The sequence below is a fragment of the Spirosoma taeanense genome (assembly GCF_013127955.1).
GTDB lineage: Bacteria > Bacteroidota > Bacteroidia > Cytophagales > Spirosomataceae > Spirosoma > Spirosoma taeanense.
This window is the reverse complement of record NZ_CP053435.1, coordinates 1,052,114-1,076,643: the sequence shown is the minus strand read 5'-3', so window position 1 is coordinate 1,076,643 and position 24,530 is coordinate 1,052,114. Positions and strand designations below refer to the sequence as shown.

The following is a 24,530-nucleotide window of genomic DNA, read 5'->3' as shown; positions in this document are numbered from 1 at the left end:
ATTACCATATACATACGAATTTACCGTAGGATAAATGACCTGTTCGTTTGACCGAATCGTATTCACAACTTTGATTGCCAGCAGATGGTCTGCTGGTTTTCATACAACAACCTTCTCTTCCTTTCTTCATGCGCCTTACACGCAACTTAGTTTTGGGTACAGTCCTTACGGCTGCTGCTCTTCTGCTCAATGGCTGTCAGCCCAATAGCCCCGATGGCCCGGTGTCAACCCCTCCGCCAACCACCGGTGCCCGCGTTGGTTCGTTCGAAGGCCGGTACGTAGTCTCGTTTAAGGACGAGGTTCGGAATGCCCTGCCATCGGGCGACTATGCGACTGAAACGGCCGCTGCGCGTCAGTATATCCTCCAGTTTCTGGCCTTAAGGGGTATTCGGGTCGATGAGATGACGCAGGTTTATGGCTCCACAATTGTGGGTTTTGCGGCCAGACTTTCGGCGGAGGCCGTTGCCAGACTGAGCAGCAGCCCAATCATTGAAGCCGTTGAGCCCGATGGGCCGGTGGCGCTCATTTTCCCCAAAGCCGAAGGCGTAACTACGTCTGATGTACAGACCGTTCCCTGGGGTATTACAGCCGTAGGCGGCTCGGTCAACTACGTAGGTTCGGCGGTGGCCTGGGTTATCGATACGGGTATTGACCTGACGCACCCGGACCTAAACGTCAACGCCAGCCGGGGCTACAACGCCTTCACGGATGGCTCACCGGATGCCGCTTCTCTGAACGATCTCAATGGCCACGGATCGCACGTTTCGGGTACGATTGCCGCTAAAAACAACGGGTTTGGCGTCGTAGGCGTAGCGGCCGGTGCGCAGGTTATTCCGGTGAAGGTGCTCAACAGCGCAGGCAGCGGTTCGTATTCTGGCGTGATAGCGGGCGTGAACTACGTAGGGGCAAACGGCAAAAAAGGGGATGTAGCCAACATGAGTCTGGGTGGCTCCCCCTATACCGCGCTCGATAACGCCGTTAAAAATGCAGCCGCCAAAGGCATTTATTTTTCACTGGCCGCGGGTAATGATGCGGATAAGGCCAACAACCACTCGCCCGCCCGGGCCAACGGAACGAACATCCGCACGGTATCTGCACACGACGTAAACAGCGTGTTTGCTTATTTCTCGAACTATGGCAACCCGCCCATTGAATACGCTGCCCCCGGCGTCAGTGTCTATTCGACCTTTAAAGATGGTGGCTACACAACCTATAGCGGCACATCGATGGCGGCTCCGCACGTAGCGGGGATTATGCTGGCTAACGGCGCCGGAAAGGTTTATAAAAAAGGCCGCGTCACCGGCGATTACGACAGCAACGCAGACTACAAAGCCTCGCGCGTTCCGTAAATCCGGCTCTGCCAATAAAAACAGCGCGAAGCAGTGGACTCACTGCTTCGCGCTGTTTTTATTGGCAGTTTTGCCTGAGCCATTACAGGCGGAAAATCTGTTTCATCAGGACCCATTTCTCACCGGGTTTCGCCATGGGTAAAGCCTGCTGGTACTGCCACATGAGCGCTTCCCATTCCTGCACCTTCGGGTTGGCGGCATCGGCGGCCGCTTTAGCTTCAAACGAAAAGGAAACATCGGTTTCCATGATCATAAACAGCCGGTTGCCTATTCGGTAGATTTCCATTTCGGTAATACCCGCTTCGCGGATGCTGGTCTCAATTTCAGGCCGGATGCGTTCGTGGTATCGTTCGTATTCGGCAATCAGTGCCGGGTCATCTTTCAGGTCGAGGGCAAAGCAGTAGCGCATTGTTACGGAGCCAGTTCAGGAGGTGTGTTCGGTGTATGCAGATCATCAGAGGTGATCTGATAGCCTTTGGCCGCGAAGTAGACGATAAAAGCGAAACAAACCAGAGGAACCAGCAGCGCGAAGACCGGCCCACTAGCAAACAGAGCCCCGGCAACCATCGGCATCAGCGCTCCGCCCACAATACTCATAATGACCAGCGACGAAGCAATTTTCGACTCAACACCAAGCCCCTTGGTCGCAAGTGCGAAAATTGTCGGGAACATGATGCTCTGAAAGAAATACGTAAAGCTCAGCGCGATAACGGCCGTCAGCCCCCCGGCAACAATGGCGAGAATCACCATCAGCACCGCCCCGGCGGAGTATATAGCCAGAACGATATTCGGTCGAATGCGCGTCATCAACGACGTCCCCACGAAGCGGCCGAACATAAACAGCACCAGCGCAAACGATGCGTGAAAGCCGGCGATCTGCGTGGGCGAGAGGTCGGTGGGCGAACCCGTCAATGCATTAATCAGGTTCATATACCCTTCCGCCAGCGCCCAATGCCCTTCACGCGAAAAATCGAGCTTGAGATCGACAAAGTAACCCCAGAGCGTGGCCTGCGCCCCAACGTTGGCAAACTGCGCAATAACGCCCAGCAGCAAGTGCCGGTGCCGCAGCACGCCCAGAATAGACATATCGCCAGCCGCCTGTTCTTCTTCAGACCCAACTTCGGGCATTTTGGTTACGGCAAACAAAATGGTTACGAGCGCAATGATCGAACCAATGGCCAGATACGGCCCCTGCACCGACAGCGCTTCCTGCACCCGAATAGCCTCGGCCTGCGCCGGGGCCATCGCCGTCAGCATTTCCGGGGTGTATTCCGTCTGGGAGAAGATAAACAGCGCGCCAATGATGGGCCCCAGAATGATGCTGATGCCGTTGAACGACTGCGAAAAATTCAGTCGCCATTCGGATTTGGCCGGGTCGCCCAGCACCGTTACGTACAGGTTAGCCGCCGTTTCCAGACAGGCAATGCCGCAGGCCATAGTGAACAGCGCTACCAGAAAATAGCTGTAAACGCGCACCTCGGCAGCCGGATAAAACAGAAACGCCCCGGCTCCATAGAGCAGCAGACCAAGCAGAATGCCCCGTTTATAGCCAAACCGGCGCATGACGTACCCGGCCGGCAGAGCCATGAAGAAGTAGCCCAGATAGAACGCAAAGTCTACGATACCGGCCTGAAACCGATTCAGATCGAGGGCAATCTGAAACTGTTTGATCAGCGAGCCGTTCAGGCTGTTGGCCAGCCCCCATAAAAAAAACAGGCTCGTCACCAGGGCAAAGGCAAGGCCGTAGTTACCGGACGAACCGGATTTTATTTTAGGCGGGGTTGTCGGCGTTGGTAGAGCCATATTTACACTAGGATTTAGGATGGTTATTCTGCTTCATTACGTGTCAAGCCGATAAAACGCGGTGGCATTGCCGCCGAACACCTTCGCCCGGACCTCTTCGCCCCAGGGCTCCACGTACTCGTCAACGAGCGTTTTAACCTGCGTGTAATTGGCCGCCACCAGACAGACGGGCCAGTCGGAGCCGAACAGCAGCCGGTCGGGACCAAAATATTCAAAGGCCACATCCAGATACGGAAAAAAGTCTTTTTTGCTCCAATTCTGCCAGTCAGCCTCCGTAACCAGGCCCGACAATTTGCACGACACGTTCGGATTTCGGGCAATTTCGGCCATGAAGTTCGCCCAGCGACTGATCTCTCGCTTCCGGATATAGGGCTTTGCCAGATGGTCAATCACAAAGTTGACCTCCGGCACAGCCCGCACCAGATGCAGAGCCGCTTTGAGCTGGCTGGGATAGATCAGGATGTCGTAGGTTAGCCCAAAGCTCGCTAACTGGCGAATGCCCTGCACAACAGTGGGCCGGCTCAGAAAGTCCTCCGGCTCCGCCTGCGCTACGTGCCGAAACCCTTTAATTTCCTTATGCTGCGTCAGCACCGCCAGGCGTTCGGGTAACTGTTCGGACTGCAGGTCTACCCAGCCCACAACCCCTTTCACGATGTCGTAATTCTGCGCCATGCTGACCAGAAACCGGGTTTCGGCTTCCGACTGGTCGGCCTGCACCGCAACGCAGCCATCCACGCCGTTCTGGCTGAGTACCGGTTCCAGATCGGCCGGCAGAAAGTCGCGCCGGATAGCGGCCATGTCGTCCGTGATCCAGCTGTCGCGAACGGGGTCGTAGTGCCAGAAATGCTGATGCGCATCGATAATCATCCGAACCGGGATTTAAGGGCTACAACCGATCAGACAAACGCAACGGCCTGCTGACGCTGCTCGCCCAGCCCTTCGATACCCAGCTCAACCACGTCGCCGGGTTTGAGGAACCGCTGCGGACTCAGGCCCATGCCGACCCCGGCCGGCGTACCGGTCGAGATGACGTCGCCGGGAAGCAGCGTCATAAACTGGCTGATGTAGCTGACGAGCGTCGGCACGTTGAAAATCATGTCGTTGGTATTCGAATCCTGCAGTTGCTGATCGTTGAGCCGGAGCCACAGGCGCAGGTCATTCGGATTGGGGACTTCGTCTTTCGTGACGAGGTAAGGCCCCAGCGGTGCGAACGTATCGGCGCTTTTGCCTTTTACCCACTGTCCACCGCGCTCAAGCTGAAACGCCCGCTCGGAATAGTCGTTGTGCACGGCATACCCCGCAATGTAATCCATCGCTTCGTCCAGCTCGACGTAAAGGGCTTTCTTGCCGATAATGATAGCCAGCTCAACCTCCCAGTCCGTTTTTTCGGAACGCTTCGGGATTACCACGTTATCGTTCGGTCCGCAGAGCGCCGTTGTTGACTTAAAGAACAGAATCGGCTCGGCCGGGGTGGGCGCGTTGGTTTCGGCCGCGTGTTTGGCGTAGTTCAGGCCAACGCAGATAATCTTGGACGGCCGTTTCACGCAGGGTCCGAATCGTACGTCCGGGCCAACGTCCGGGCAGTGCTGGGCGTGGGCGGTGAGCCAGTGAGCCAGCCGCTCGGGGCCGTTACTGGCGAAAAACGATTCGTCGTAATCTTCGCCGAAGTGGGTTACGTCAAGGCGCTGGCCGGTTGGCAGCAACACGCCGGGGTGTTCGTGGTCGGCGGGGCCGAAGCGAAAAAGTTTCATGCAGATTTTAAACAGGCTTTGCAGAGAAAGTAAACCGGAACGCAAGTTTAACCATCTGACCGGCACGGCAACGCTATTTTCAATTTATTTAGCCAGCTACGGCCGCTGCCTACCGGGTTGCAGATTGTAATTTTTCGGTCTATCCAACGTTCAGCGAAAAAGTGAATCTTTGCGTAAAACGGATAGTACATACTATGAAACCAGCCTTTTTCCTTCTTTTGTTTACTCTCCTCATTGGTTGTCGCAATGAAGCTTCCATCGGCCCGTTGGAAGGCCTGTACGGCGGTACCTTCCAGCGCGACATCAACGAACCCGCGCAGGTAACGATTACCTTTACTAACGGCCGCTACTCGGGAACCGTCGGAAAAACGAGCAACCTGCTGGTTCTGCCCCCCGTTATTGGCAAAGGCACGTTTTCGACTTCCGGCAAAACGGTTTCGTTTACCGACGAAACGGCATATCCCGCCAACACCGACCTGTCGGCTGCGCTTCAGGGCAAGTACAACGCCGAACTACGTAACGGTAAACTCATCCTGCAGCGCGATCTGGACCGCTACGTACTGGAGAAAAAATAAGCCGTATTCGGGCTAAACGGATTGGGCCTCAATCGGTGTTCTAAGGATGGAACCGATTACTGTCTGTGAAGCAAAACCGGATTTTTCTGCTGATTGCCCTGCTGGTCGTAGGGAGCCTCTGGGGTTACCAGTCGTATTTCGCCACGGCTCGTCCACCCCACCGCCGACCCGCGGGCGTTACGTCGCCGGGTGGCCGACGCCTTGAACGAACCGATGCCGAATGGCGCCGTGTGCTGACGCGGGCGCAGTATAACGTCATGCGCGACCGCGACACCGAATGGCCCAACAGCAGCCCACTCACGTCTGAACACCGGGTAGGGATGTATTGCTGCATGGGCTGCAAAAACCCGCTGTTTTCATCGAAAACCAAGTTTGATTCCCACACCGGCTGGCCGAGTTTTTACGTCCTCATCCGGGCCAATGCCATGTATACCGAACCCGACGGGAAGCGCACAGAAGTCCGCTGCTCCGTCTGCGACGCCCACCTCGGCCATGTGTTTACCGACGGCCCCGAGCCAACGGGTTTACGCTACTGTATCAATGGCGAAGCCCTGCGGTTTCTTCCCGCTCCAACGGCCATCAGAACTGAAAATAAATGAACTGGTTGGAAGAGAAAACCCCGAACAGGTAGGTGACGAACGTAATCAGCACGAACAGGGCGTAGAACCGCACCGTGTTCCGCGTTGGGATGTACAGGTAGAAGTATTCCTTCACCAGCAGAAACACGATCAGGGCCACGCTGAACCACATTTCGATTTCGTTCATCGGGCTCTCAATCGATTGGTCAAACGACAGCGTCGCGATACGTTGTAGAATCAGGAAGGCGTCGCCCACGCTGCGGGCCCGGAAGAACACCCAGGTCAGCATGATCAGCACGAACGTAAAGAGAACATTGCCCGCTACCCGCAGAGCTGATTTATGCGCGGGTTGTTCATGCACGGGCGAGGTCACCATCCGGGGCGGGGTCGATGAAATGCCTAACCGGGCCAGGAGTTTATCGCGCAGCACAGCCAGAATCTGATAAAAGCCGTTCAGGCCGCCCCAGATCACGTACGTCCAGTTGGGGCCGTGCCAGAGACCACTCGCCAGAAACACGATCATCATATTCATGTACTGCCGGACTTCGCCTTTGCGGTTGCCCCCGAGGGGAATATAGAGATAGTCACGGAACCAGGTCGAGAGCGAAATATGCCAGCGTCGCCAGAACTCCGAAACCGACTGCGCAATGTAGGGCGTCCGGAAGTTTTCCATGAGGTTGAAGCCCATGACGCGGGCGGCTCCGATGGCAATGTCGGAATAGCCCGAAAAATCGCAGTAGATCTGAAACGTAAAGAAGAACGTCCCGACCAGCAGCGTCAGTCCGTTATGCTCTGCCGGGTCGGTAAAGGCATAATCGGCCATCATCACCAACCGGTCGGCAATGACAACTTTCTTGAACAGCCCGAACGCCATCTGCATCAGTCCCGACTTAACATTCTCGAAGTCGTAGGGAAACGTCCGGTGAAACTGCCACAGCACGTTCTGGGGCCGCTCGATGGGCCCGGCTACCAGCTGTGGATAGAACATGACGTAGAGCGCGTAGATACCAAAGTGCCGCTCGGCTTTGTGGTTGCCCCGATACACCTCGATGGTATAGCTCATGGCCTGAAACGTATGGAACGACAGGCCAACGGGCAGAATACTCATGTTGTCCTTGAACGACGAAACGCCACTCTCACCAAACAGATGCAGCACCTTGACAAACACCCGGTTGCCCAGATTCATCACCCGGTCGGCGGCTTCGGGCAGGCTGATCTGTTCCAGCAGCAGCGACAGGTTCTCGGTGAAGAAGCCGAGGTATTTAAAAAACGCCAGAATGCCGAGGTTGGAAACCAGCGACAGAATCAGCAGCCACCGCCGGGCCTTTCCCGTTGTTTGCTCAATCCAGATACCGGCGATGTAATCAATCACAATCGTCAGGAACAGAATCAGGATGTACTGCGGCTTGAGGACCATGTAGAAATAGCAGCTGGCCACCAGCAGCAAAATCCACCGCCCCCGCCACTTCAGCCCGAAGTAGCTCAGCGTAACGACAATGAAAAAAAGTAAAAACTGAAGCGAGTTAAACAGCATACGGTTCGGCCTGCTCAACCGGAGCCGGTCGGCGCAGCGCTTTCATCGCCTGAGTGGCGTAATAAATAAAACCAACGACCAAGAGGATTTCAATGGAATAGTCGAGCAGCGCGGTTGGCTGGCCCAGTACCGCCGTAAGCCGATCGTAATAGGGCTGCCCCAGCCGCCACCAGAGCGATGGATGAATGGCCGCCAGCACGTTGAATCCCAGCAGTCCGACGCACCAGCCCATCCGCCGGAAATTGGTCAGGGTAAACACCAGCGGCAACATGAACAGGTAGGCGTAATTGCTGATGGCGTTCTGCTGCACAACCGTCATGGTACTGAAGATCAGGATATAAAGAAACGGCGCGTATTCACGATACGTCCAGCGCGGCTGTTTTGTCCGGACAATCCAGACGCCCCGCAGCAGCACCAGCAGCGTAATGGCGAGTCCGCCCCATTTCCACAGACCTACTGCCGACCGCATACCTTCGTTCAGGAACGGGTTCAGTACCGACCGCCAGTTTGGGGCTTTCAGAAAATCGCCTTCGTGGGCCTGCTGGGTCAGAAAAAGCAGATCGGTTTTCCAGTACATAAATACCACCACCGGCAGCCCCACCGTCAGCAGCCCGGCCGTGAACCGAACCAGGAATGACAAATTTCGGCTGACCAGCAGCCAGACCGGAATCAGCAGCAGCACAAATACGGCTTTCGTGGCCACCATTCCCAGACCCAGCACCAGCCCGGCCGCAAACGGCCGACGCGGCATCAGGGGAAGGGCCAGCAGCATGAACAGCCACAGGATAATATCTTCCTGACCACTGAATACGCACATCACAAACGGCAGCGGCAGCAGGTAATAGAACACCCCCCGGAACAACCGTTCGCCCAGCGACTCCTGCGTCTGGTAGTAGCGGAACGTCAGCCGCACGGCGGCCCATTCTACGAGCATCATCACCAGAACGACCATGCGCGGGTCGCGCCAGAGCGCCAGAAACGGAGCAATCCAGTGGCCAAACAAGGGCGAATAACAGCTATACACGTCGCGGTACGGAACCCCGCCTTCCAGCGCCGACAACCCAATCGGATAATAAAACTCGGCCACGTCCGACTGCGGCATATAGCCCAGCACCAGATAAGTCAGCAGAAACGGCACGAACCGCAGCACGATCCAGCCCGCATCCAGCACCCACGCGCCGGTTCGCTGCAGCCAGTTGGTTACAGTCGTTCGCTGCCACAGGAGTCCGAGCAGGAACAGACCCAGCGCAATTGAAACGGCCGTTTTGATGTATACGATAACCATACCTTTTCGTCTAAGTAACGCCGGATGACTACTGATCCACGGCGATTCCAGCCTTAATAAATACGCTCCAGCCGCTCCACAAAATCCTTGAACTGCCGCGCCGGAATGAACTGAGGCTGCGTCCGGTACGACAGCACCACAAACACCAGCAGCAGCGAAATCAGAAACGCCTGCAGAATAACGATCAGAAATGACGAAACCAGATAGCTCGTCCAGCCGGGTACGGATGTGTTGGTGAAAAATTTAAGCCACAGCACCACCCCAATACCACATACCATAGCTGCCACCATTAGTACGCAGAACAGCACCAGCCGAACGGCCGTAGTATCCATCAGGACCGAAACGGCGCTCAGTCCGTGCAGAATCAGGGAAACGAAATTCATCTTCGACTCGCCCGCCAGCCGACGTCCCCGCTCCAGCGGTACGGCCGTGTAGGGTAGCCTCGACCGGATTACGCCACCGGGGTAGTTGTTCCAGATTTCAGACACGTGCGCCAGCTTGCGCAGTTGCCGGGCCGGAATCAGGCTGAAGTTACCGAACGTAATAACCTTACCCGTCAGCAACCGGAATACCGCTTTGTACACCACGTAAAACGTCCGGAACAGCAGACTTTCATGCCGTTTGGACCGATGTGCAAACACCACATGTCCTGGCGCTTCGGCTCCGCGCTGCAGCAGCCGAATGATATCTTCAGGCCGGTCCTCTCCGTCGGAGTCCATCACCACCGTCGGATAGGGTTCAGGCTGATCGGCCAGATGGGCCAGCCCAAGAGCGATGGCCTTCTGATGGCCAACGTTACGATAGAGCCGCAGCACCGACAGTGAATGCCCAATACCCGAAGGCAAACTTTCGTAATCCTTCGACGAGCAGTCGTCCACAATCAGAAACGCCAGTCGGCTGCGAATCGGTGCGTCGACCACGTCCCGTATTCGCTCCAGCAACAGCCCAACGGCCTGCCAGTCATTAAACAGGGGAATAACGACGTTGATGCGTTCGGGTAAATCGTCTGGTTGGTTAATCAAGTCAATAAGTCGTTAAAATGGGAGCCGGCTAGGGTCATGAGCTGCGTTACGTCTCCTGCCGGCCGCATTGCGTATCATAAAAACGGCTGACGCTGCTGCTGCCGGATGACTTCCTTAATGACGTAGAGCGGTCGGCCTTTGGTCTGGAAGAAAATACGCAGGACGTATTCGCCAATCAGGCCCAGCGCAATTAACTGTACGCCACTGAACAGAATAATCACAAACAGCAGGGCCGTAAAACCCTGCGGCACATCGCCGTAAAAATATTTCTTGATGATGGTCTGGATAAAATACAGCAGAGCGACCCCCAGCGTCAGCATACCCAGGCGCGTAACCAGCTTGATCGGGTACTCGCTGAAATTAAATATGCCGTTGTAGGCCAGCCGACGTAACATTTTGAACGAGTATTTCGGCTCCCCGGCCACGCGGGCGTCGCGTTCATACTCAATGCCCGTCTGCCGGAAACCCACCCAGCTCCGCATGCCCCGGATAAACCGGCTTTCCTCGGGCATCTGCTTCAGTACATCGGCGACGCGTCGGCTAATGAGCGAGAAGTCACCACTGTCCAGCGGTAAATCCACGTAAGAAATAGACCGCATAAACCGGTAAAACGATGCATAAGCCGTTCGCTTGAACCAGCTTTCTTTACGTTTCTTCCGAACGGCATACACTACGTCGTACCCCTCCTGAAACTTCTGGTAAAATTGGGTCAGTAGCTCGGGCGGGTCCTGCAAATCGCCATCGATGATAAACAGGGCTTCGGTAGCGCGCGCCGAAGCCATACCCGCCGACAGAGCGATCTGATGACCGTAGTTGCGCGACAGAAATACGCACTGGTAACGCCCGTCCGCCAGCGCTAGTTGCTGCATCAGCGCGGCCGTATCGTCGCGGCTCCCATCGTCAATCAGAACGGCTTCGATAGCCAGCGGAGACGCATCCATGACAGCGTTGAGCCGGGCAACAAGGTGCGGAAACGACTGGCTTTCGTTATAAAGCGGAGCAACAATGGAAATCTGCGGTTCAGACAACGTGGTAATGAATGGACGGTTGGTTGCGGGCAAAAATACGTCTTTTTGCACAAGGGGGGACATACGCCCCCGCTTTCTTAGGGAATCGCAATCTGCTGGGTACTGAACCGCAGGGGCTGGGCCGAATTGGCCGGAGTCAGCACGCCAACCCGGTAAGTACCGGGTGCCAGCATACTGTTCACGATTTCGGCCCGGATTGGCGTACTAGTCCGGTTCAACCAGAAATTCGTGAGCGTATAGGGCGCTTCCGAAACGAACAGATACGTCCGCTGCTCCGACTGCACGACCACGGCCGATGGTCCAGCCTCAACCGGTATGTCGGCCCGGTTAGTTTCGGCGATATAGCTGTACCCGCCCCCACTGATGCTCATCGCTTCAGTACCGGTCGGGCGACCAGGAACTGTCAGCAGCGATTCATAGGGCGTGTAGTAAGCCTGATCGGGATAGTGATACATGCCGCGCTGAACTGTTTGCCTCATCGTGCGGGCAGCCACTTCGGCAAAAGGTGTTCCCCAGGTAGCGCCCAGGCCCGTATCATTGTGTTTTTGGTTGAAGGCATTCGTCAGCAGTTGCTGCTTCCGGTAGGCCACTTTCGGCCAGCGCACACCATAGGATACGCCCCAGACAATTAGGCTGATTGTCAGACCCAGCTGCACCCACCGCATCACATCGCGCCGGGCCGCAAACTCGCTAATTACGTTCAGATACAGCAGGATCACCAGCACGGCCGGGTAGAGCATATAATTGCTGACCAGCATAACCCCGTAGCCCATTCGTGGCCGCAAAAACGCCACGATGACGGCGTTGACCATCAGAAACGCGTAGCAGCCCGTAAAGAAGTAACGCCGTTTTTTCATGGAAACGGCCGCGCTGTCCCAACCGTCCAGCCGACTGGCCGGATGGCGAAGCAGGGGCTCGTTCATTCGCCAGAGCATCCACAGCAGTAGCCCGATCAGCAGCAGCCCAGCCAGCGTTGGCAACACGCTCCGCCAGAAAATAGTGCTGTCGGGGAAGAAGTCGAATAAAGCGCCGGTAAACGTAAAGAACCCTGAAAAGACCAGATAGGGATACTTCAGGAAAAACGAAAAACTACTTTCGTTTCCCTGCGGACTCTGAAAATCGTGGAAGTAAAAAATAATCGTTGCGACACCTACCACGAGCCACGCACCAAGTCGGCGCCAGTGCCGTTGCAGGGCGAGCACGACCGCGCCAGCTACCCACCCAAACAGGCCGTTGCTCATGGAAAGCGAAGCCAGCAACTGTAGTCCCGTTGCGCCCACGAACCGACCGCGTCCGCCCGCGGCCAGCAGATACATGGCCGTAAACGTCAGACAGACCACGACCTGATGCTGCAGGCCCGTAATGGCCCAGATGCTGGTCAGGTAATGCTGAGGCTGCAACAGCAGGAACCCCACCGGCGCGAAGGCCAGCAGTGGCAGCCGGAACGATCGGAACACGTGGTAGAACAGGTACAGGATACCCAGCAGAAACACAAACGCCAGCAGGATGAGCCCCCGAAAATTGACCTCACCCGTCAGGTTATACATCCCCAGCGTAATGAGTTTGGCGATCAGAATCCGGTGTTCGTTGTTCGGGCGGAGCAGCCAGCTCAATTTGTCGGAGAAGGTTTGGGCGTCGGTATAGCCCACAATGAAGTTCAGGAATGCGTCAATATCGTCCATCCACGGTACGTTGACGGCGTAGGCCAGCAGAAATGCGGTGAAACCTACCAACGGTATCGCAAGCAATACGGGCCCAATACGGTTTAGCCACGATTGGCCGGTTGTCTGACGTCGAGTCGTGAGGGTTGGATTCATACGGTTACTGCGCTGACCGGTGCGGAGCCTCGTTCAGCACAATCGTTTTTTTATGGTAATAATCGGCCCAGCAGCGATTCCAGAGGTGCTGCGGGTCGTTTTTCACATCTTCCAGAAACAGCGAAGCCGGATAGAATGGCAGCGGAGCCAGTTGGGCAGGCCCGTCGGTCGATAAGGTCAACTGATCGTAACGCTGCTGCATGGCCTGGTCATACTGCGCGGCCCGGCCACTTAGCCAGTCGCCATAGGCTACCGGCAGAACAGGCCCAAAGCCAACGGCAAGCGCTGTCAGCACGAGCGCCGTCAAGACTATCGGCCGGGCAACGCCTGCCCACCGGTCAGGGCGCAGCCGGGGACGTAACGCGACCACCCAAAGCGTCAGGTTATATCCCCAGCTAAGCCAGAAAACCAGATTGATGATGTTGATCAGGCGCGGCACCGGCGGAATCCCCACGCCAAAGAAGTGCAGCGAAATCAGCGCCAGAACGGTCGCCCCACCATGCAGCAGGGCCCAGACCGGGTGCAGGCGCAGGTACGGTGGTAACGGCTGAGCGGGCGAGCACAGTCCGGTTAGCTGGTAAGCAACGGGAATATAGAGTAATGACAGCGGCAGCAGGGGTGTCAGAAACAACTGATGTCCCAGATAAGTCACCGCAAAGCGAAGCGACGAGATCAGTGTCAGCGGAATGTTGCTGCTGTTTGGATTCGAAGCCATCCGGACGGCATTGCCGGGTGCCGCCAACAGGTAATAACAGGCAACAGCGCCCACGCCCAGCAGCACCAGAATCGTTGCCGACACCCGCCGACGCTGGAGCAATTCGCCAAAGGCAACCATTGCCAGCAGCGATATCACCATCACCATACTGGTTTCACTGGAACCGACAATGGCCGTAATGAGCAGCCCCTCGCCTACCAGATAACCGGGATGCAGACCAAATCCATGGCGTTGATGCGCCAGCAGGGTAGCAAGCAGGAAGAGAAACAGCACCACCGACAGACTGTAGCAGGCCATGCCGGCATACCAGTACAGAAACTCGGGCAGGCCCGCCAGCGTCGCCATGAACCCGACAAACAACCCGGCTGCGAGGGCCAGTTTAAGCCCTTTGCCAAACCGGTACAGCCATTGGCTCGCCAGCGCGTAGAAGCCCAGCAGCAGCAAGGCCAGCAGAATAATCGGATAAATTTTATAGCCGTCGTACCAGCCTATGGTCAGCGGGCTGGAATGCACCAGGAAATTATGGAAGAACCGGCCGCTCCAGCCATCATAATAAAACTGCTGCGCCCGCCAGAAACCGTACTGCATGGCCGTGTTGGCAAAGCAGTAATCATCGGCGGGTGACGGGTGGTTATAGAACGATAAGACAACCAGCGGTACGAACAGAATCAACACAAAACTGACCAGCAGACCAGTAACGAAACGCAGCAAAGGCGTAGCATCAGCCATATCAATACGGTTAAGTCGACGTCGGCAACCGGGCTTCGGCTTTGGTTAACCGGCTATTCCAGAATGGATAAACCAGCACGGCCGCCAGAATGACTAGAGTGCCCACGTAGAAGCCCGATGTCATGCGCTCGGCATCGCCAAAGATCAGCACCGCCAGCACAATCCCATACACCGGCTCCAAATTTACGGTTAAGATGGCCATATACGGCGAAAACTTACGCAACAGCCGAACGCCGACCGAATAGGCATAGACCGTACAGACCAGCGACAGGATCAGCAGCCAGAGCCATTGCATGGGTGTGTTGGGCACGTAACGCTCTGGATGACTCGTCCGGAGCGGGTCCAGCAGCCAGACCAGCAGCCACATGGCCAGCGCCCCCACCGAAGCGCCAGCCATCTCATAAAATGAGATCAGCAGGGCATCGTACCGGCGCGTAAACCGGCTGTTGATAATGGTAAACAGCGACGACAGCATGGCCGAAAAAACGGCCATTGCCAGCCCGACGACTTTGTCGAATTCAAACCGGAAAATCAGGTACAGTCCGGCCAGCACCACCCCGCCCAGGATTACTTCGATAGGCCGCACGCGCCGACGTAACAGCAGGGGTTCCAGCACACTCGCCCAGAGCGAACTCGTTGCCAGACCCGCCAGACAAACCGAAACGTTGGCAATACGGGCCGCCAGGAAAAACGTCATCCAGTGCAGGGCAATCAGCCCGCCCGTCGCCAGCAGCCGCCAGCGATCGGTTGGCGGCACCTGAAATGATTGTCTCCGCGCAATCAGCACGGCGCCCATTCCCAGCACGGCCAGAATCGTCCGGAACAGGACCACCGCCGAGGAGTCGAGCGGCTGCATCAGCTTTCCCAGAATAGCCGTGAACCCCCAGATCAGGACAATGAAATGGAGTTGAAAATAATCCGAAAACGTTGCTTTAGTCTGCATACGAGGGTGGACAGCCTGTCCGCCTGTTGAGTTCGGGCAAACAGACTGTTTACCCTACTTTACCGCGGAATGGTGTTATACAACAGCACGCCAATTCCTGCAAAAATAGCGTTTGGCAGCCAGACCGCCACCACCGGGTTCAGATTGCCCGATTCGGCAATGCCTTTGGCCAGCATGAAAAACAGCAGATACGTAAAGGCCAGAAAGAAACCCAGCGCTACCTGCCAGCCCACCCCCCGGCGACTTTTGCGGGCCGACATAATCACGCCAATAATCGTCAGGATGATAATGGCGAAGGGGCGGGTATCGCGGCTGTATTTCTCCAGCAGGTACGTTTCAACCCCATCGGCTCCCCGGCTTCGCAGGAGGTCAATGTGCCGATTCAGCTCGGGGCGCGTAAAGGTTTCGTACAGGTTAAAATCGGAGCTGAAATCGTCCGGTTTCAGGTTCAGCGTCGTATCCAGCCGCACTCCGGGCGTGAGCGTTTCCTTCAGCCCATCGATGCTGCGGATTTTGTAATCATACACCGCCCACTTCTTCTTTTTAGCATCCCATTCGATATGGTCGGCCGAGAGCTTCTGTTTTAACTGATTCCCTTCTACCCGTTCCAGGGTAAACTTATACCCCGTGTTGCTCAGGTTATTATAACTTTCCAGGTACGCATAGGTATTGGGCGCAATCTTCAGGTGAACGTTCCGGCCCGAGTACGTATAAGCGTCGTTGATATACTGTACCTCAAAGGCAATCCGGGTTTTGTTGGCCTTCGGAATAATGTAGTTGACCATGAAATAGGTCAGCACGGCCAGCACCGACGCGCCCAGGACGTAAGGGAACAGCAGTCGGATAAAACTGACGCCACTGCTCAGGATAGCAATAATTTCGGTGCGGGCCGCCAGCCGCGAGGTCAGGAACACCGTCGCGATAAAGACCATCAGCGGACTGATGTAGTTAGCCCAGTAGGGAATGAAGTTGAGGTAATAATCCAGCAGGATCTTGCCGCCGGGCGCATTGTTTTTGTGAAAATTATCCACCTTCTCGGTGTAGTCAATCATCACAACAACCAGCACGATCACCAGCACCACGAACAGGTATGTCTGGAGAAAGCGCTTAAGAATATACCAGTCGAGTAGTTTCATTTTTACGTAATTGGCGGTTCGTGGTGCTGGCGCAAACGGGCAGTCTATTCACCACCAGCCACGCATCACTCCCCACTGACCAATAAATTTTTAGCGACCTCCTGGCTGACAAACACCGTTCGGCCGCTTTCGATCTGCACCAGCACCGACTTGTCGAAGGCGTTGGCTTCCGTAATGGTTACGGCGCAGCCGAGCGTTAAGTTCGAATGATCGAGATGTTTCAGGAATTCCGTCGAGTGTTCCAGCACGGCCATCAACCGAACACTTTCCCCTACGTCCACATCGGCCAGTTTACGGTAACCCATTTCGGGCATCTGCCCGGCCGGAGTCGGAATCGGGTCGCCGTGCGGATCAAACTGCGGATTCCCCAGAAACGCATCTAGACGCGTCACCAGTTGTTCCGAGCGGATATGTTCAAGCTCTTCGGCGATCGAATGCACTTCGTCCCAGCCAAACCCCAGTTTTTCGACCAGAAAGACTTCCCAGAGCCGATGCCGCCGGATAATCTGCAGCGCGAGTCGCTCGCCTTCTTCCGTTAGCCGCACCCCCTGGTACTTTTTATAGTGAATCAGTTGCTTATCAGCCAGTTTGCGGAGCATATCCGTCACGGATGCCGCCTTGGTAGCCGTCATTTCAGCCAGCGCGTTCGTGCTCACCTCTCCTTCCTGCCGGGTAGCGAGGTAATAAATTGTCTTTAAATAATTTTCTTCCGTGAACGACTGCATAAGCTACGGCTACTTCCTGAAAACGGCGGAGTAAGGTCAAACAGTTTACCGACAAATATAGTTTTTATGTTAAACTTTCTAAAAATTTAGATCAGCCTAAATTTTTATTTCAACAATCCTTATCTTTATGCGTTATCTTCCTGTCGGCCTGACGAAACCAGCAGGAATACGTTCTGAAAAGCAAGTACAATACGGGAGTTAAATGGAAGCGACAAATACCTCAATGAAAGGTTGGCGGCAGGAGAAGGTGACGAACTCGTTGGGGGATGTACACAGTTCGATCCACGTACCGACCAACGCCGGTTTTTTCAAAACCCTAATGGCTTACCTCGGTCCTGGTATGATGGTAGCCGTTGGCTATATGGACCCCGGCAACTGGGCGACCGACATTGCGGGCGGAGCGCAGTTTGGCTACCGGCTGCTTTCGGTTGTGCTGATTTCCAACCTGTTTGCCATTCTCCTTCAGCACCTGGCACTAAAGCTAGGCATTGCCACCGGCCGCGATCTGGCTCAGGCCTGCCGGGATCATTTCAGCCGTCCGGTAGCTTTCGTTCTGTGGTTACTGGCCGAAATTGCCATTGCCGCGACTGATCTGGCCGAAGTAATTGGCTCGGCTATTGCGCTTAACCTGCTGTTTGGTCTGCCCCTGACGGTCGGTATTCTGATCACCGCCCTGGATGTGCTCTTGCTGCTCTTTCTGCAGAATAAAGGGTTTCAGCTCATGGAGCGGATTGTGTCCAGTCTGATTTTCCTCATCGTCTGCTGCTTTGGCTACGAACTGCTGGTTTCCCGGCCTGATATGGCCGATGTAATCGATGGTCTGCTGCCGCGAACCGAAATTGTTACCAACCCCGGTATGCTTTACATTGCCATCGGTATTCTGGGCGCTACAGTCATGCCGCATAATCTGTACCTGCATTCCAGTATTGTGCAGACCCGTGATTTCGGGCGCGACGACGCTGGCCGACAGAAAGCGATCAAGTTCGCCACCATTGATTCGACCGTTTCGCTGTTTCTGGCGTTTTTCATCAACGCGGCAATTCTGATGCTTTCGGCTTCGGCCTTTCACTTTACAGGCAACCAGCACGTTGCCGATATTACCGACGCTTACCACCTGCTCGACCCGATTCTGGGCGTAAAAATGGCCGGGATTCTCTTCGCTGTAGCCTTGCTGGCATCCGGCCAGAACTCCACGCTGACGGGCACGCTGGCGGGTCAGATCGTGATGGAAGGCTTCCTTAATTTACGGGTCAAACCCTGGCTGCGTCGACTCATTACCCGCCTGCTGGCCATTGTTCCAGCTCTAGTGGTGGCGATTTTATACGGCGAACAGGGTACTTCCGAGTTGCTCGTTTTCAGTCAGGTGATTCTGTCGCTGCAATTGAGTTTTGCCGTAGTACCACTGGTCTCGTTCACGAATGATGAGCTGAAGATGGGGCGATTTGCCAACCCGACATGGATCAGAACTCTATCCTGGATTGTTGCCGGAATCATCATTAGCCTGAACGCCTATCTGCTCTGGGACACGATTGTCTGAAGGGCAAAATCAGGGCGCAACCAGGCAAATCCATCTGACGTTACGTCCTCAAAGCAACGGCGATTTTGACTGTACCGACTCCCAGAAAGCGAGTTCTTCCCGAACGCCGGTGCGCGGGTCGGCGATGAAATCACGCACCGACGGATAGGTCGTCAAAACGCCTTTGTCAAGGTAGCCGAAGCGCGTTCCTACGGTTAAGGCTTCGCGGGTGTCGTGGGTGACGAACAGGGCCGTCATCGAATAGTGTTCCGCAACCCGCTTGAAGAGTTCCTGCATCGTAGCACGGGTCTGGGCATCCAGATTACCAAAAGGTTCGTCGAGCAGCAACAACCGGGGTCGGATAATGAGCGCCCGACCGAACGCGACCCGCTGCCGCTGGCCACCCGACAACTGATTTGGCTGCTTACCCAACTGATCGCTAAGTTCCAGATCAGCCAGCATCGCCCGGACCTGCCGCTCCACCTCTGCCTTTTCCACTTTCCGAATACGCAGGCCAAATGCAATGTTCTCAAACACGTTCAGGTGCGGAAACAGCAGCGGCTCCTGGTACAGATACACCACCTGACGGCGTTCCGGTACTACCGTCAGTACGCTCTGACCGTCCATCCGGACATCGCCCGAGTCAGGCGTTTCGAGCCCGGCCAGAATTTTGAGCAGAGTCGTTTTGCCGCAGCCCGACCGGCCCAGTACGGCCAGCACCTGTCCGGCGGGCAGCTCAAACGAAAGGTCTGTCAGAACGGGCGTTTCCCCAAACTGTTTGGTGAGTAATGAAACCTGCAGCATTTATACCAGCGCTCCTGCGCCATACAACGCCTTATCGACAGTCATTCGGCCCGGTGCAGGCTTAACCCCAGAGAGCCATTCGGTCAGCCGGTCAACGTAATTATCCAGGTGGCTGATCTGCTGAACGCCATGTTCCACAATCGGGTCGAGTGTGGTGACAAACAACGTGCCGCCATAGTCGTGGGTTTCCCAGGAAATAATTTCCCCTGCCGGATTCGACTGAACAATCCCGGCATGGGCTGGAATGCGGGTATACACGCCGTGCGTGTGCCAGCAGGCCTGACGGGGCGTTAACCCCTGGTAAATCGGGTGATTGTAGTTCGTTGCCGACACCGGCGGGTTATTCGGACTCTCGACCCACCAGTAGTTATTGACGGGCCGGTCTTCCCATTGCGCATCGAGCCAGTCGGCCGTGCTATCGCCCTCCACGAACACTTTCTTGCCCTGTTTCAGGAAGTTATACATCACCTCTTTCTGCCGGGCCAGTTCCTGCTGATTCGACTGAAAAGGCACTACGAGCGCTTCCAGGCCCTCGACGGCGGCATCGCTGAGGTCATGAACGTAAATGAGTTTATAGATAGCGCGGTATTTGGGCGCGGTAGCCATTGCATACTGCGACCATACCCCATTGAAAATAAGTCCTATCGTTTGCATTGCTTTTTCGGTTTTAACGGATGCACGCTGCATTTACACGGCAACAGATTCCTTCTTCTGCGCTACCAGTTGCAAAAAATTACGGTACAGTTTAACCAGCGCTACGTCCTGCTCGCCGGAATACGTTACGTCGGCCATCGGGCCGCTGGCCGTCAGAAAGATTGTCCCGCCGGTGCTGACCTCGTCGAGTACCACTATTGGCCGCTGCCAGGTGTCTTCAACCACTACGTCGGCTCCGTCGGCGGCTTCGATGTAGCCGCAGGACCACCAGCCGCTCATCCCGTGCGAAAAGGTAAGTTCGTCCAGCCGGACTCCTTCAAATAGTCGGTGGCGGTCGGTATTGATAAAATACCGGATTTCGATGGTTGGCTTCGTATTGTCCATAACCCACTGGTTGCCCGGTACCCAATTAGTGAACCAGCCATCTGAGCAGACCACCGCTTTGCCCGCATCCAGAAACGCCCGGACCTTATCCTTGATTTTCAGCATAGCAACATGATCGGAGCCATTCGGCACGACCAGTATATCATATGGCATCAAATCCGGATCAAAAGCTTTAGTTACAGGAGCTATGGTATAGCAGACCCGATCGTTCGAGACGTAATAATCGGTCAGACCTACAATGTTGTTGGATATAATCAGCGCGTTGAGCATCTGTAAACCGGACAATTTGGTACGATTTACGATTTTTCAGACAAACCCGATTCAGGTGGGCTATACGTTGGCGGGTTTCCTCATTCAGGTTAACCACATTTCGTTCAATCAAAACCAGTATTTATCCTGGTTCTTATTCGAAACGGGTTTATATTTACTACTGAGTTGCTTATTGAATAGATCAAACGTCGCCTGATCTGGCGTTTTATTAGCTCAGCTAAATCCGGTCATGGAAAAACTAAACCCTCAGCAAGTAGCCCGTATATACAATCATCTCATTCAGGCCGGACTCAGCGACACCGTACTCCACGAGTTATTCAACCACCTTGCCGGAGAAGTTGAACATTATATGTGGATTGGTCTGCCGTTTGAATCGGCCCTGGACAAGGCCCTGCTGGAAGCCAATATTGAAGCCATCAGCAGACGACCTCTAAGCGGCCGGGAGCTTCAGGAAGCCAGTCTGGACGACATTGTCTTCCAGTTCCGGAACAAAGCCTATGGTGCCTACGACCTGCGGCAGTCCTATAACAAAACCCTGCGAAACGCTTTTATTATGGCCCTGGGCCTGTGCCTGATCGGTATGGCGCTGCTCCAGATGATTGCCCGGGGAACCTGGTCTTATCTGAGCATGTGGGGCGCCATCTGGTTAGTGGGTCTGGGGGCCGTTACATTTGCCGCTTTTAGCTGGTATCTGGAACACGAGCGCCAGAAGCAGCAGTACAGCCGCTGAGGATTATCCGCGCCATACTGCGTTCAGAATACCCGCCGGACAATGGTTCGTTTGTTCAGCCAGAGCAGCAGGGCCGGCGGCAGTAACAGCAGCAGCGACGCCACAGCCGCCAGTCGGCTGTTCGCTTCCCCAATAAATAGAAACACCTGCACGGTCAGCGTCCGAACCTTGCCGACGCTCAGGTAGTTCGTCAGGCCGAAGTCAAACCAGGCCAGCAGAAACGTCTGGAACAGGCACGTAACCAGCAGTGGCCGGGCCAGCGGCAGCAGTACGCGCGTCAGCGCCTGCGTTGGCGAGCAGCCCAGCGTACGGCTCAGCTGTTCGTACTGACGGGCCTGCTGGCTCCAGAATGAGCGAAAAAAAAGCGTGCTGAATGGAACCGTCACCAGCAACAACCCCAGTCCGACGCCGGCCAGCGTACCGGACAGGTGCATCCGAATGATATAGGGTTGAATCAGTACGGCCGAGAGAACCGGCGGCATCGCGTAAGGCAGATAGCTCAACGTAACCCAGCGGTTCGGCCGTCGGCTTTGCGCAATGGCACGCGCCACCCAGAAACCCAGCCCCGTTGCAAGGACCGATACCCCTGTTGCAATACCCAGACTCAGTAGCCCGCCCGTTGCCAGCCCGCTGTCGGCCGTCAGAAGCCGTCCGAGCGCATCGAACGAAAACGTTGGCGGCAGCACGTCCGGGAAACGCCAGTACTGCCCCAGCGCCAGCAATCCCAGCAGCACAAAGGGCAGCCCGAACAGCACGACCATAAAGCTGGTTAAAAACGTCTTAGAGCGCATGGCGTTGGGTCCATCGGGTGGTCAGATAAATAATAACCATCAAAAACAGCGTCAGCAGAAACCCGATCAGGTAGCCCATCGGCAACTCGGCCAGATCAAACCGCTGAAGCCGGGTCGTGATCAATACCGACAGCATCTGTGGGTAATTTCGGCCCAGTACGAGCGGAATATCGTAAGCTCCCAGCACCGCCACGCCATACAGAACAAGCGTAGGCGCAGCCCGGCGTAACAGAATCGGCGCGGCCACCCGCCGGTTAAACTGCCCCGCCGATGCACCCAGCGTTCGGGTCAGGCTGCGCAGATCATGCAGCCGGGCATCGGCCTGGAGCGATTGAAACAGCAACGTAAAGAAAGGGAAAGCAAGCACGACATGAGCCAGGATTATACCAATCCCGGCCCCGTCCTGAATCAGTTCTGGAAAGGCGTCGGGGGCATTGGTCAGCCCAAGCGCGAACGTTATCCGCGAAATCCATCCGGAACCACTCAGCAACTGAAACAGGTAAAATGCTACGACCAGCGACGGAAACAGCAATGGTACGTATAACAAGGTCGGAAAAGGCCGACGACGGAGCATGAACTGCTGACCCAGCACCAGATAGAGCGCAATCAGCACGGCCAGTCCGACCGACAAAACCGTTACGTACAAGCTGAACCCCAGCGAAATCAGCAGGGATGTTTCGGCTGCTAGCTGCCGCCAGTACTGGTCTGTCAGTCCGGTTGCCAGCGGCCCCGCCAGACCCAGGCTGTACCCAAGCGCGTTGAACAGTCCCGCCAGCGGCAGACCAGCTATCAGCAGGGCGTATAAAGCCAGAATAAAATTCGTTGTTCTCAAGGCTGGAAGATAGTGCGTACAAAACTACAAGATCGGGCGGACAACGAGCCGAATCCAGCCTTACCCGTTCCAGATCAATTACCGTACGAGTAAGGCTGGATTCTACCCGGCACATAATCTACTTAAACCATCGGTGACAAATTTTTAGCTACTGAAAACTTCTGGCTATACGGTAATTGCGTATCTTTATACCGCTGAAAATGAGTCCATAAGCCACCTAAAACACTACTAAAAAAAATTACTAGTTACCAATCTAAGTACATAGAAGTCTACAAATTATAAAAACATGCCTTTTCGAAAACCTACTCAAAAGGTGATTTTGGCAAACGATTTTAAAGATGAATCGTTCAGCTTCCCGGTCGAATCTGTGCTGATCCCTGAAAAAGGCTTTGGTAAGTTAGTTGTTGAAGCATCTGAAGGGTATCGGTTAGCGACTTCGGCTAACGATAAACCTAAGGCGGCCTTAACCTTTGATCATGTACTGCAACCGGATGGCAATCGGGTAGCCAAGGCCACCATTTTATTGATAACTACCAAAGGTGCGCCCACCAATGGAAGCGTCACTATTCGTAACTCCCTGGAGAAACTGGTACTGCCAATTCTGGGTACGATTACAAAAGCTCCCGAGACGGACCAGTCCCCCCGCCTGACGGTCGACAACCTGGCTCCTACGTTTCCAATTACTCCGGTAGGCACACCGTCTTTTCTGAAACTGACCATTGTCCAGCAGCACACCGACACCCCCGTAAAGCTCTCAACCGACACGCCTGCTCTTTTTCAGTTTGCCAGCGATAACCAGTCAAATTTCTCGTCCAGCCTGACCTTTACGCCAACTGCTGCTGGAACCCCAGTTCGTATACGCTACAGTGCGTATGAAATCGGGGTTCATAAGGGGCAGCTAACAATTGAAGCCCCGTACGACAAAAAAACGCTTCCTCTCCTAGCCCGCAGTGGGAGTGTTCAGCCGGAAACACCCGTGCCCCCGACTCAAACACCAGACCCCACGGCCGAACAATGGCCGGTGCGTATGGGCTCAATGGGCATATGGGCACCGGCTACGGCCGCAGTTCTGATCGGGATAGTCGCCTTCGTCGGATACGCTTACCGATGCGAGATTTCGCCGGCTTTATGCCAGGCCACGACGATCGAAGCCGGTGTTCCCGAGCAGACTGTTCCCGAAACGGATCCTGTATACACCCGTACCACACCGCCGACTGAAACAGAACTACCCGTAGCAACCAGCCAGCCGGAAATACGCGCTCAGAAGCCCGTTGAAAAGCCAATAAATAAGCCAGAGGAAATCAGCGTAACCACGGTTCAGCCTACAGAGAAGCCACAGGAGACTATACCGGCAACCCCGGAGGCTAGTCCGAAACTTTCCCAAAATGAACCCGATCAACGGGCAGATGTAGTTGCCAGTAGAACGGCTAAACGAAATCCGGCCACAACAAAGGCCCCAAAACGTATTTCGCCGGAGCCGTCCCCTGCCGAGGCAGAAAGTGAGCTGGAACGGGAGTTAAACCAAAAACCCAACTAAGGCTTACGGCCTGTCTACACCT

At 55.3% G+C, this 24,530-nt stretch carries 24 protein-coding genes; 6 read left to right on the top strand and 18 right to left on the bottom strand.

From position 1 onward, the window contains the following. Nucleotides 1-128: 128 nt before the first annotated feature. Nucleotides 129-1,349: a S8 family serine peptidase gene (locus tag HNV11_RS04580; RefSeq protein ID WP_171738541.1), complete on the top strand. Its 1,221-nt coding sequence runs from the start codon at nucleotides 129-131 to the stop codon at nucleotides 1,347-1,349. An 82-nt stretch (nucleotides 1,350-1,431) separates the two neighbouring features. Here the strand turns inward: HNV11_RS04580 and HNV11_RS04575 are convergent, their stop codons facing one another. From HNV11_RS04575 to HNV11_RS04560, 4 genes are read right to left on the bottom strand one after another with little or no spacing between them, the layout of a single operon-like run. Beyond that, nucleotides 1,432-1,758 carry an L-rhamnose mutarotase gene (locus HNV11_RS04575; RefSeq protein ID WP_171738540.1) on the bottom strand — a complete coding sequence of 109 codons (327 nt, stop codon included), beginning with the start codon at nucleotides 1,756-1,758 and terminating at the stop codon, nucleotides 1,432-1,434. Between the two features lie 2 nt (nucleotides 1,759-1,760). Further along, a complete protein-coding gene (fucP, locus tag HNV11_RS04570) occupies nucleotides 1,761-3,152 on the bottom strand; it encodes an L-fucose:H+ symporter permease (protein ID WP_171738539.1) in 1,392 nt (463 codons plus the stop codon). A 36-nt stretch (nucleotides 3,153-3,188) separates the two neighbouring features. Then, the gene (locus HNV11_RS04565) at nucleotides 3,189-4,019 is read right to left on the bottom strand and encodes an amidohydrolase family protein (protein ID WP_171738538.1); all 831 of its coding nucleotides are present in this window, start codon (nucleotides 4,017-4,019) and stop codon (nucleotides 3,189-3,191) included. 29 nt (nucleotides 4,020-4,048) lie between these two features. Next, nucleotides 4,049-4,903: a fumarylacetoacetate hydrolase family protein gene (locus HNV11_RS04560; protein ID WP_171738537.1), complete on the bottom strand. Its 855-nt coding sequence runs from the start codon at nucleotides 4,901-4,903 to the stop codon at nucleotides 4,049-4,051. A 194-nt stretch (nucleotides 4,904-5,097) separates the two neighbouring features. On the opposite strand from HNV11_RS04560, the gene HNV11_RS04555 reads away from it, so the two are divergent. Together HNV11_RS04555 and msrB are read left to right on the top strand one after the other, a co-directional pair. Next, nucleotides 5,098-5,478: a hypothetical protein gene (locus tag HNV11_RS04555; protein ID WP_171738536.1), complete on the top strand. Its 381-nt coding sequence runs from the start codon at nucleotides 5,098-5,100 to the stop codon at nucleotides 5,476-5,478. Nucleotides 5,479-5,543: 65 nt separating this feature from the next. Beyond that, entirely contained in the window at nucleotides 5,544-6,077 is a 534-nt protein-coding gene (gene msrB, locus HNV11_RS04550) for a peptide-methionine (R)-S-oxide reductase MsrB (RefSeq protein ID WP_171738535.1), read from the top strand. On the opposite strand, the gene HNV11_RS04545 is transcribed toward msrB, so the two are convergent. The 9 genes from HNV11_RS04545 to HNV11_RS04505 all read right to left on the bottom strand — a co-directional run bounded on the left by HNV11_RS04545 (nucleotide 6,058) and on the right by HNV11_RS04505 (nucleotide 16,990). Next, nucleotides 6,058-7,590, bottom strand: coding sequence for an MBOAT family O-acyltransferase (locus HNV11_RS04545; protein ID WP_171738534.1), 1,533 nt, complete (start codon nucleotides 7,588-7,590; stop codon nucleotides 6,058-6,060). The genes msrB and HNV11_RS04545 overlap by 20 nt on opposite strands. Next, on the bottom strand, nucleotides 7,580-8,875 hold the full coding sequence (locus HNV11_RS04540) for a hypothetical protein (RefSeq protein ID WP_171738533.1): 1,296 nt from the start codon (nucleotides 8,873-8,875) through the stop codon (nucleotides 7,580-7,582). The genes HNV11_RS04545 and HNV11_RS04540 overlap by 11 nt, the downstream gene beginning before the upstream one ends. A gap of 53 nt (nucleotides 8,876-8,928) precedes the next feature. Next, nucleotides 8,929-9,897: a glycosyltransferase gene (locus HNV11_RS04535; protein ID WP_240163770.1), complete on the bottom strand. Its 969-nt coding sequence runs from the start codon at nucleotides 9,895-9,897 to the stop codon at nucleotides 8,929-8,931. A 74-nt stretch (nucleotides 9,898-9,971) separates the two neighbouring features. Next, nucleotides 9,972-10,988, bottom strand: coding sequence for a glycosyltransferase family 2 protein (locus HNV11_RS04530; protein ID WP_171738532.1), 1,017 nt, complete (start codon nucleotides 10,986-10,988; stop codon nucleotides 9,972-9,974). Between the two features lie 14 nt (nucleotides 10,989-11,002). Continuing rightward, nucleotides 11,003-12,742, bottom strand: coding sequence for a hypothetical protein (locus HNV11_RS04525; RefSeq protein ID WP_171738531.1), 1,740 nt, complete (start codon nucleotides 12,740-12,742; stop codon nucleotides 11,003-11,005). A 4-nt stretch (nucleotides 12,743-12,746) separates the two neighbouring features. Beyond that, nucleotides 12,747-14,186 carry a DUF6056 family protein gene (locus HNV11_RS04520; RefSeq protein WP_171738530.1) on the bottom strand — a complete coding sequence of 480 codons (1,440 nt, stop codon included), beginning with the start codon at nucleotides 14,184-14,186 and terminating at the stop codon, nucleotides 12,747-12,749. Between the two features lie 10 nt (nucleotides 14,187-14,196). Next, nucleotides 14,197-15,129: a DMT family transporter gene (locus tag HNV11_RS04515; RefSeq protein ID WP_171738529.1), complete on the bottom strand. Its 933-nt coding sequence runs from the start codon at nucleotides 15,127-15,129 to the stop codon at nucleotides 14,197-14,199. Between the two features lie 59 nt (nucleotides 15,130-15,188). After that, on the bottom strand, nucleotides 15,189-16,265 hold the full coding sequence (locus HNV11_RS04510) for an LptF/LptG family permease (protein WP_171738528.1): 1,077 nt from the start codon (nucleotides 16,263-16,265) through the stop codon (nucleotides 15,189-15,191). Between the two features lie 65 nt (nucleotides 16,266-16,330). Further along, complete coding sequence (locus HNV11_RS04505) at nucleotides 16,331-16,990, bottom strand: metal-dependent transcriptional regulator (protein ID WP_171738527.1); 660 nt, start codon at nucleotides 16,988-16,990, stop codon at nucleotides 16,331-16,333. A 202-nt stretch (nucleotides 16,991-17,192) separates the two neighbouring features. Between HNV11_RS04505 and HNV11_RS04500 the strand changes: the two genes are divergently transcribed. Then, the gene (locus HNV11_RS04500) at nucleotides 17,193-18,527 is read left to right on the top strand and encodes an Nramp family divalent metal transporter (protein ID WP_171738526.1); all 1,335 of its coding nucleotides are present in this window, start codon (nucleotides 17,193-17,195) and stop codon (nucleotides 18,525-18,527) included. Between the two features lie 48 nt (nucleotides 18,528-18,575). Here the strand turns inward: HNV11_RS04500 and HNV11_RS04495 are convergent, their stop codons facing one another. Genes HNV11_RS04495 through HNV11_RS04485 form a run of 3 tightly spaced genes read right to left on the bottom strand, consistent with a single transcriptional unit; the run spans nucleotide 18,576 to nucleotide 20,633 of the window. Beyond that, complete coding sequence (locus tag HNV11_RS04495) at nucleotides 18,576-19,310, bottom strand: ABC transporter ATP-binding protein (RefSeq protein ID WP_171738525.1); 735 nt, start codon at nucleotides 19,308-19,310, stop codon at nucleotides 18,576-18,578. Next, nucleotides 19,311-19,964: a hypothetical protein gene (locus tag HNV11_RS04490; RefSeq protein WP_171738524.1), complete on the bottom strand. Its 654-nt coding sequence runs from the start codon at nucleotides 19,962-19,964 to the stop codon at nucleotides 19,311-19,313. Between the two features lie 33 nt (nucleotides 19,965-19,997). Further along, entirely contained in the window at nucleotides 19,998-20,633 is a 636-nt protein-coding gene (locus HNV11_RS04485; protein WP_240163768.1) for a hypothetical protein, read from the bottom strand. 214 nt (nucleotides 20,634-20,847) lie between these two features. Between HNV11_RS04485 and HNV11_RS04480 the strand changes: the two genes are divergently transcribed. After that, nucleotides 20,848-21,348, top strand: coding sequence for a hypothetical protein (locus HNV11_RS04480; protein WP_171738523.1), 501 nt, complete (start codon nucleotides 20,848-20,850; stop codon nucleotides 21,346-21,348). A 23-nt stretch (nucleotides 21,349-21,371) separates the two neighbouring features. Here HNV11_RS04480 and HNV11_RS04475 read toward each other — a convergent pair whose 3' ends face one another. Both HNV11_RS04475 and HNV11_RS04470 read right to left on the bottom strand, forming a co-directional pair. Further along, a complete protein-coding gene (locus HNV11_RS04475) occupies nucleotides 21,372-22,139 on the bottom strand; it encodes an ABC transporter permease (RefSeq protein WP_171738522.1) in 768 nt (255 codons plus the stop codon). Next, nucleotides 22,129-22,971, bottom strand: coding sequence for an ABC transporter permease subunit (locus HNV11_RS04470; RefSeq protein WP_171738521.1), 843 nt, complete (start codon nucleotides 22,969-22,971; stop codon nucleotides 22,129-22,131). Before HNV11_RS04470 ends, HNV11_RS04475 begins: the two co-directional genes overlap by 11 nt. 319 nt (nucleotides 22,972-23,290) lie before the next feature. Between HNV11_RS04470 and HNV11_RS04465 the strand changes: the two genes are divergently transcribed. Next, nucleotides 23,291-24,508 (top strand): hypothetical protein, encoded by a 1,218-nt coding sequence (locus HNV11_RS04465; protein WP_171738520.1) that lies wholly within the window; start codon nucleotides 23,291-23,293, stop codon nucleotides 24,506-24,508. Nucleotides 24,509-24,530 lie beyond the last annotated feature (22 nt).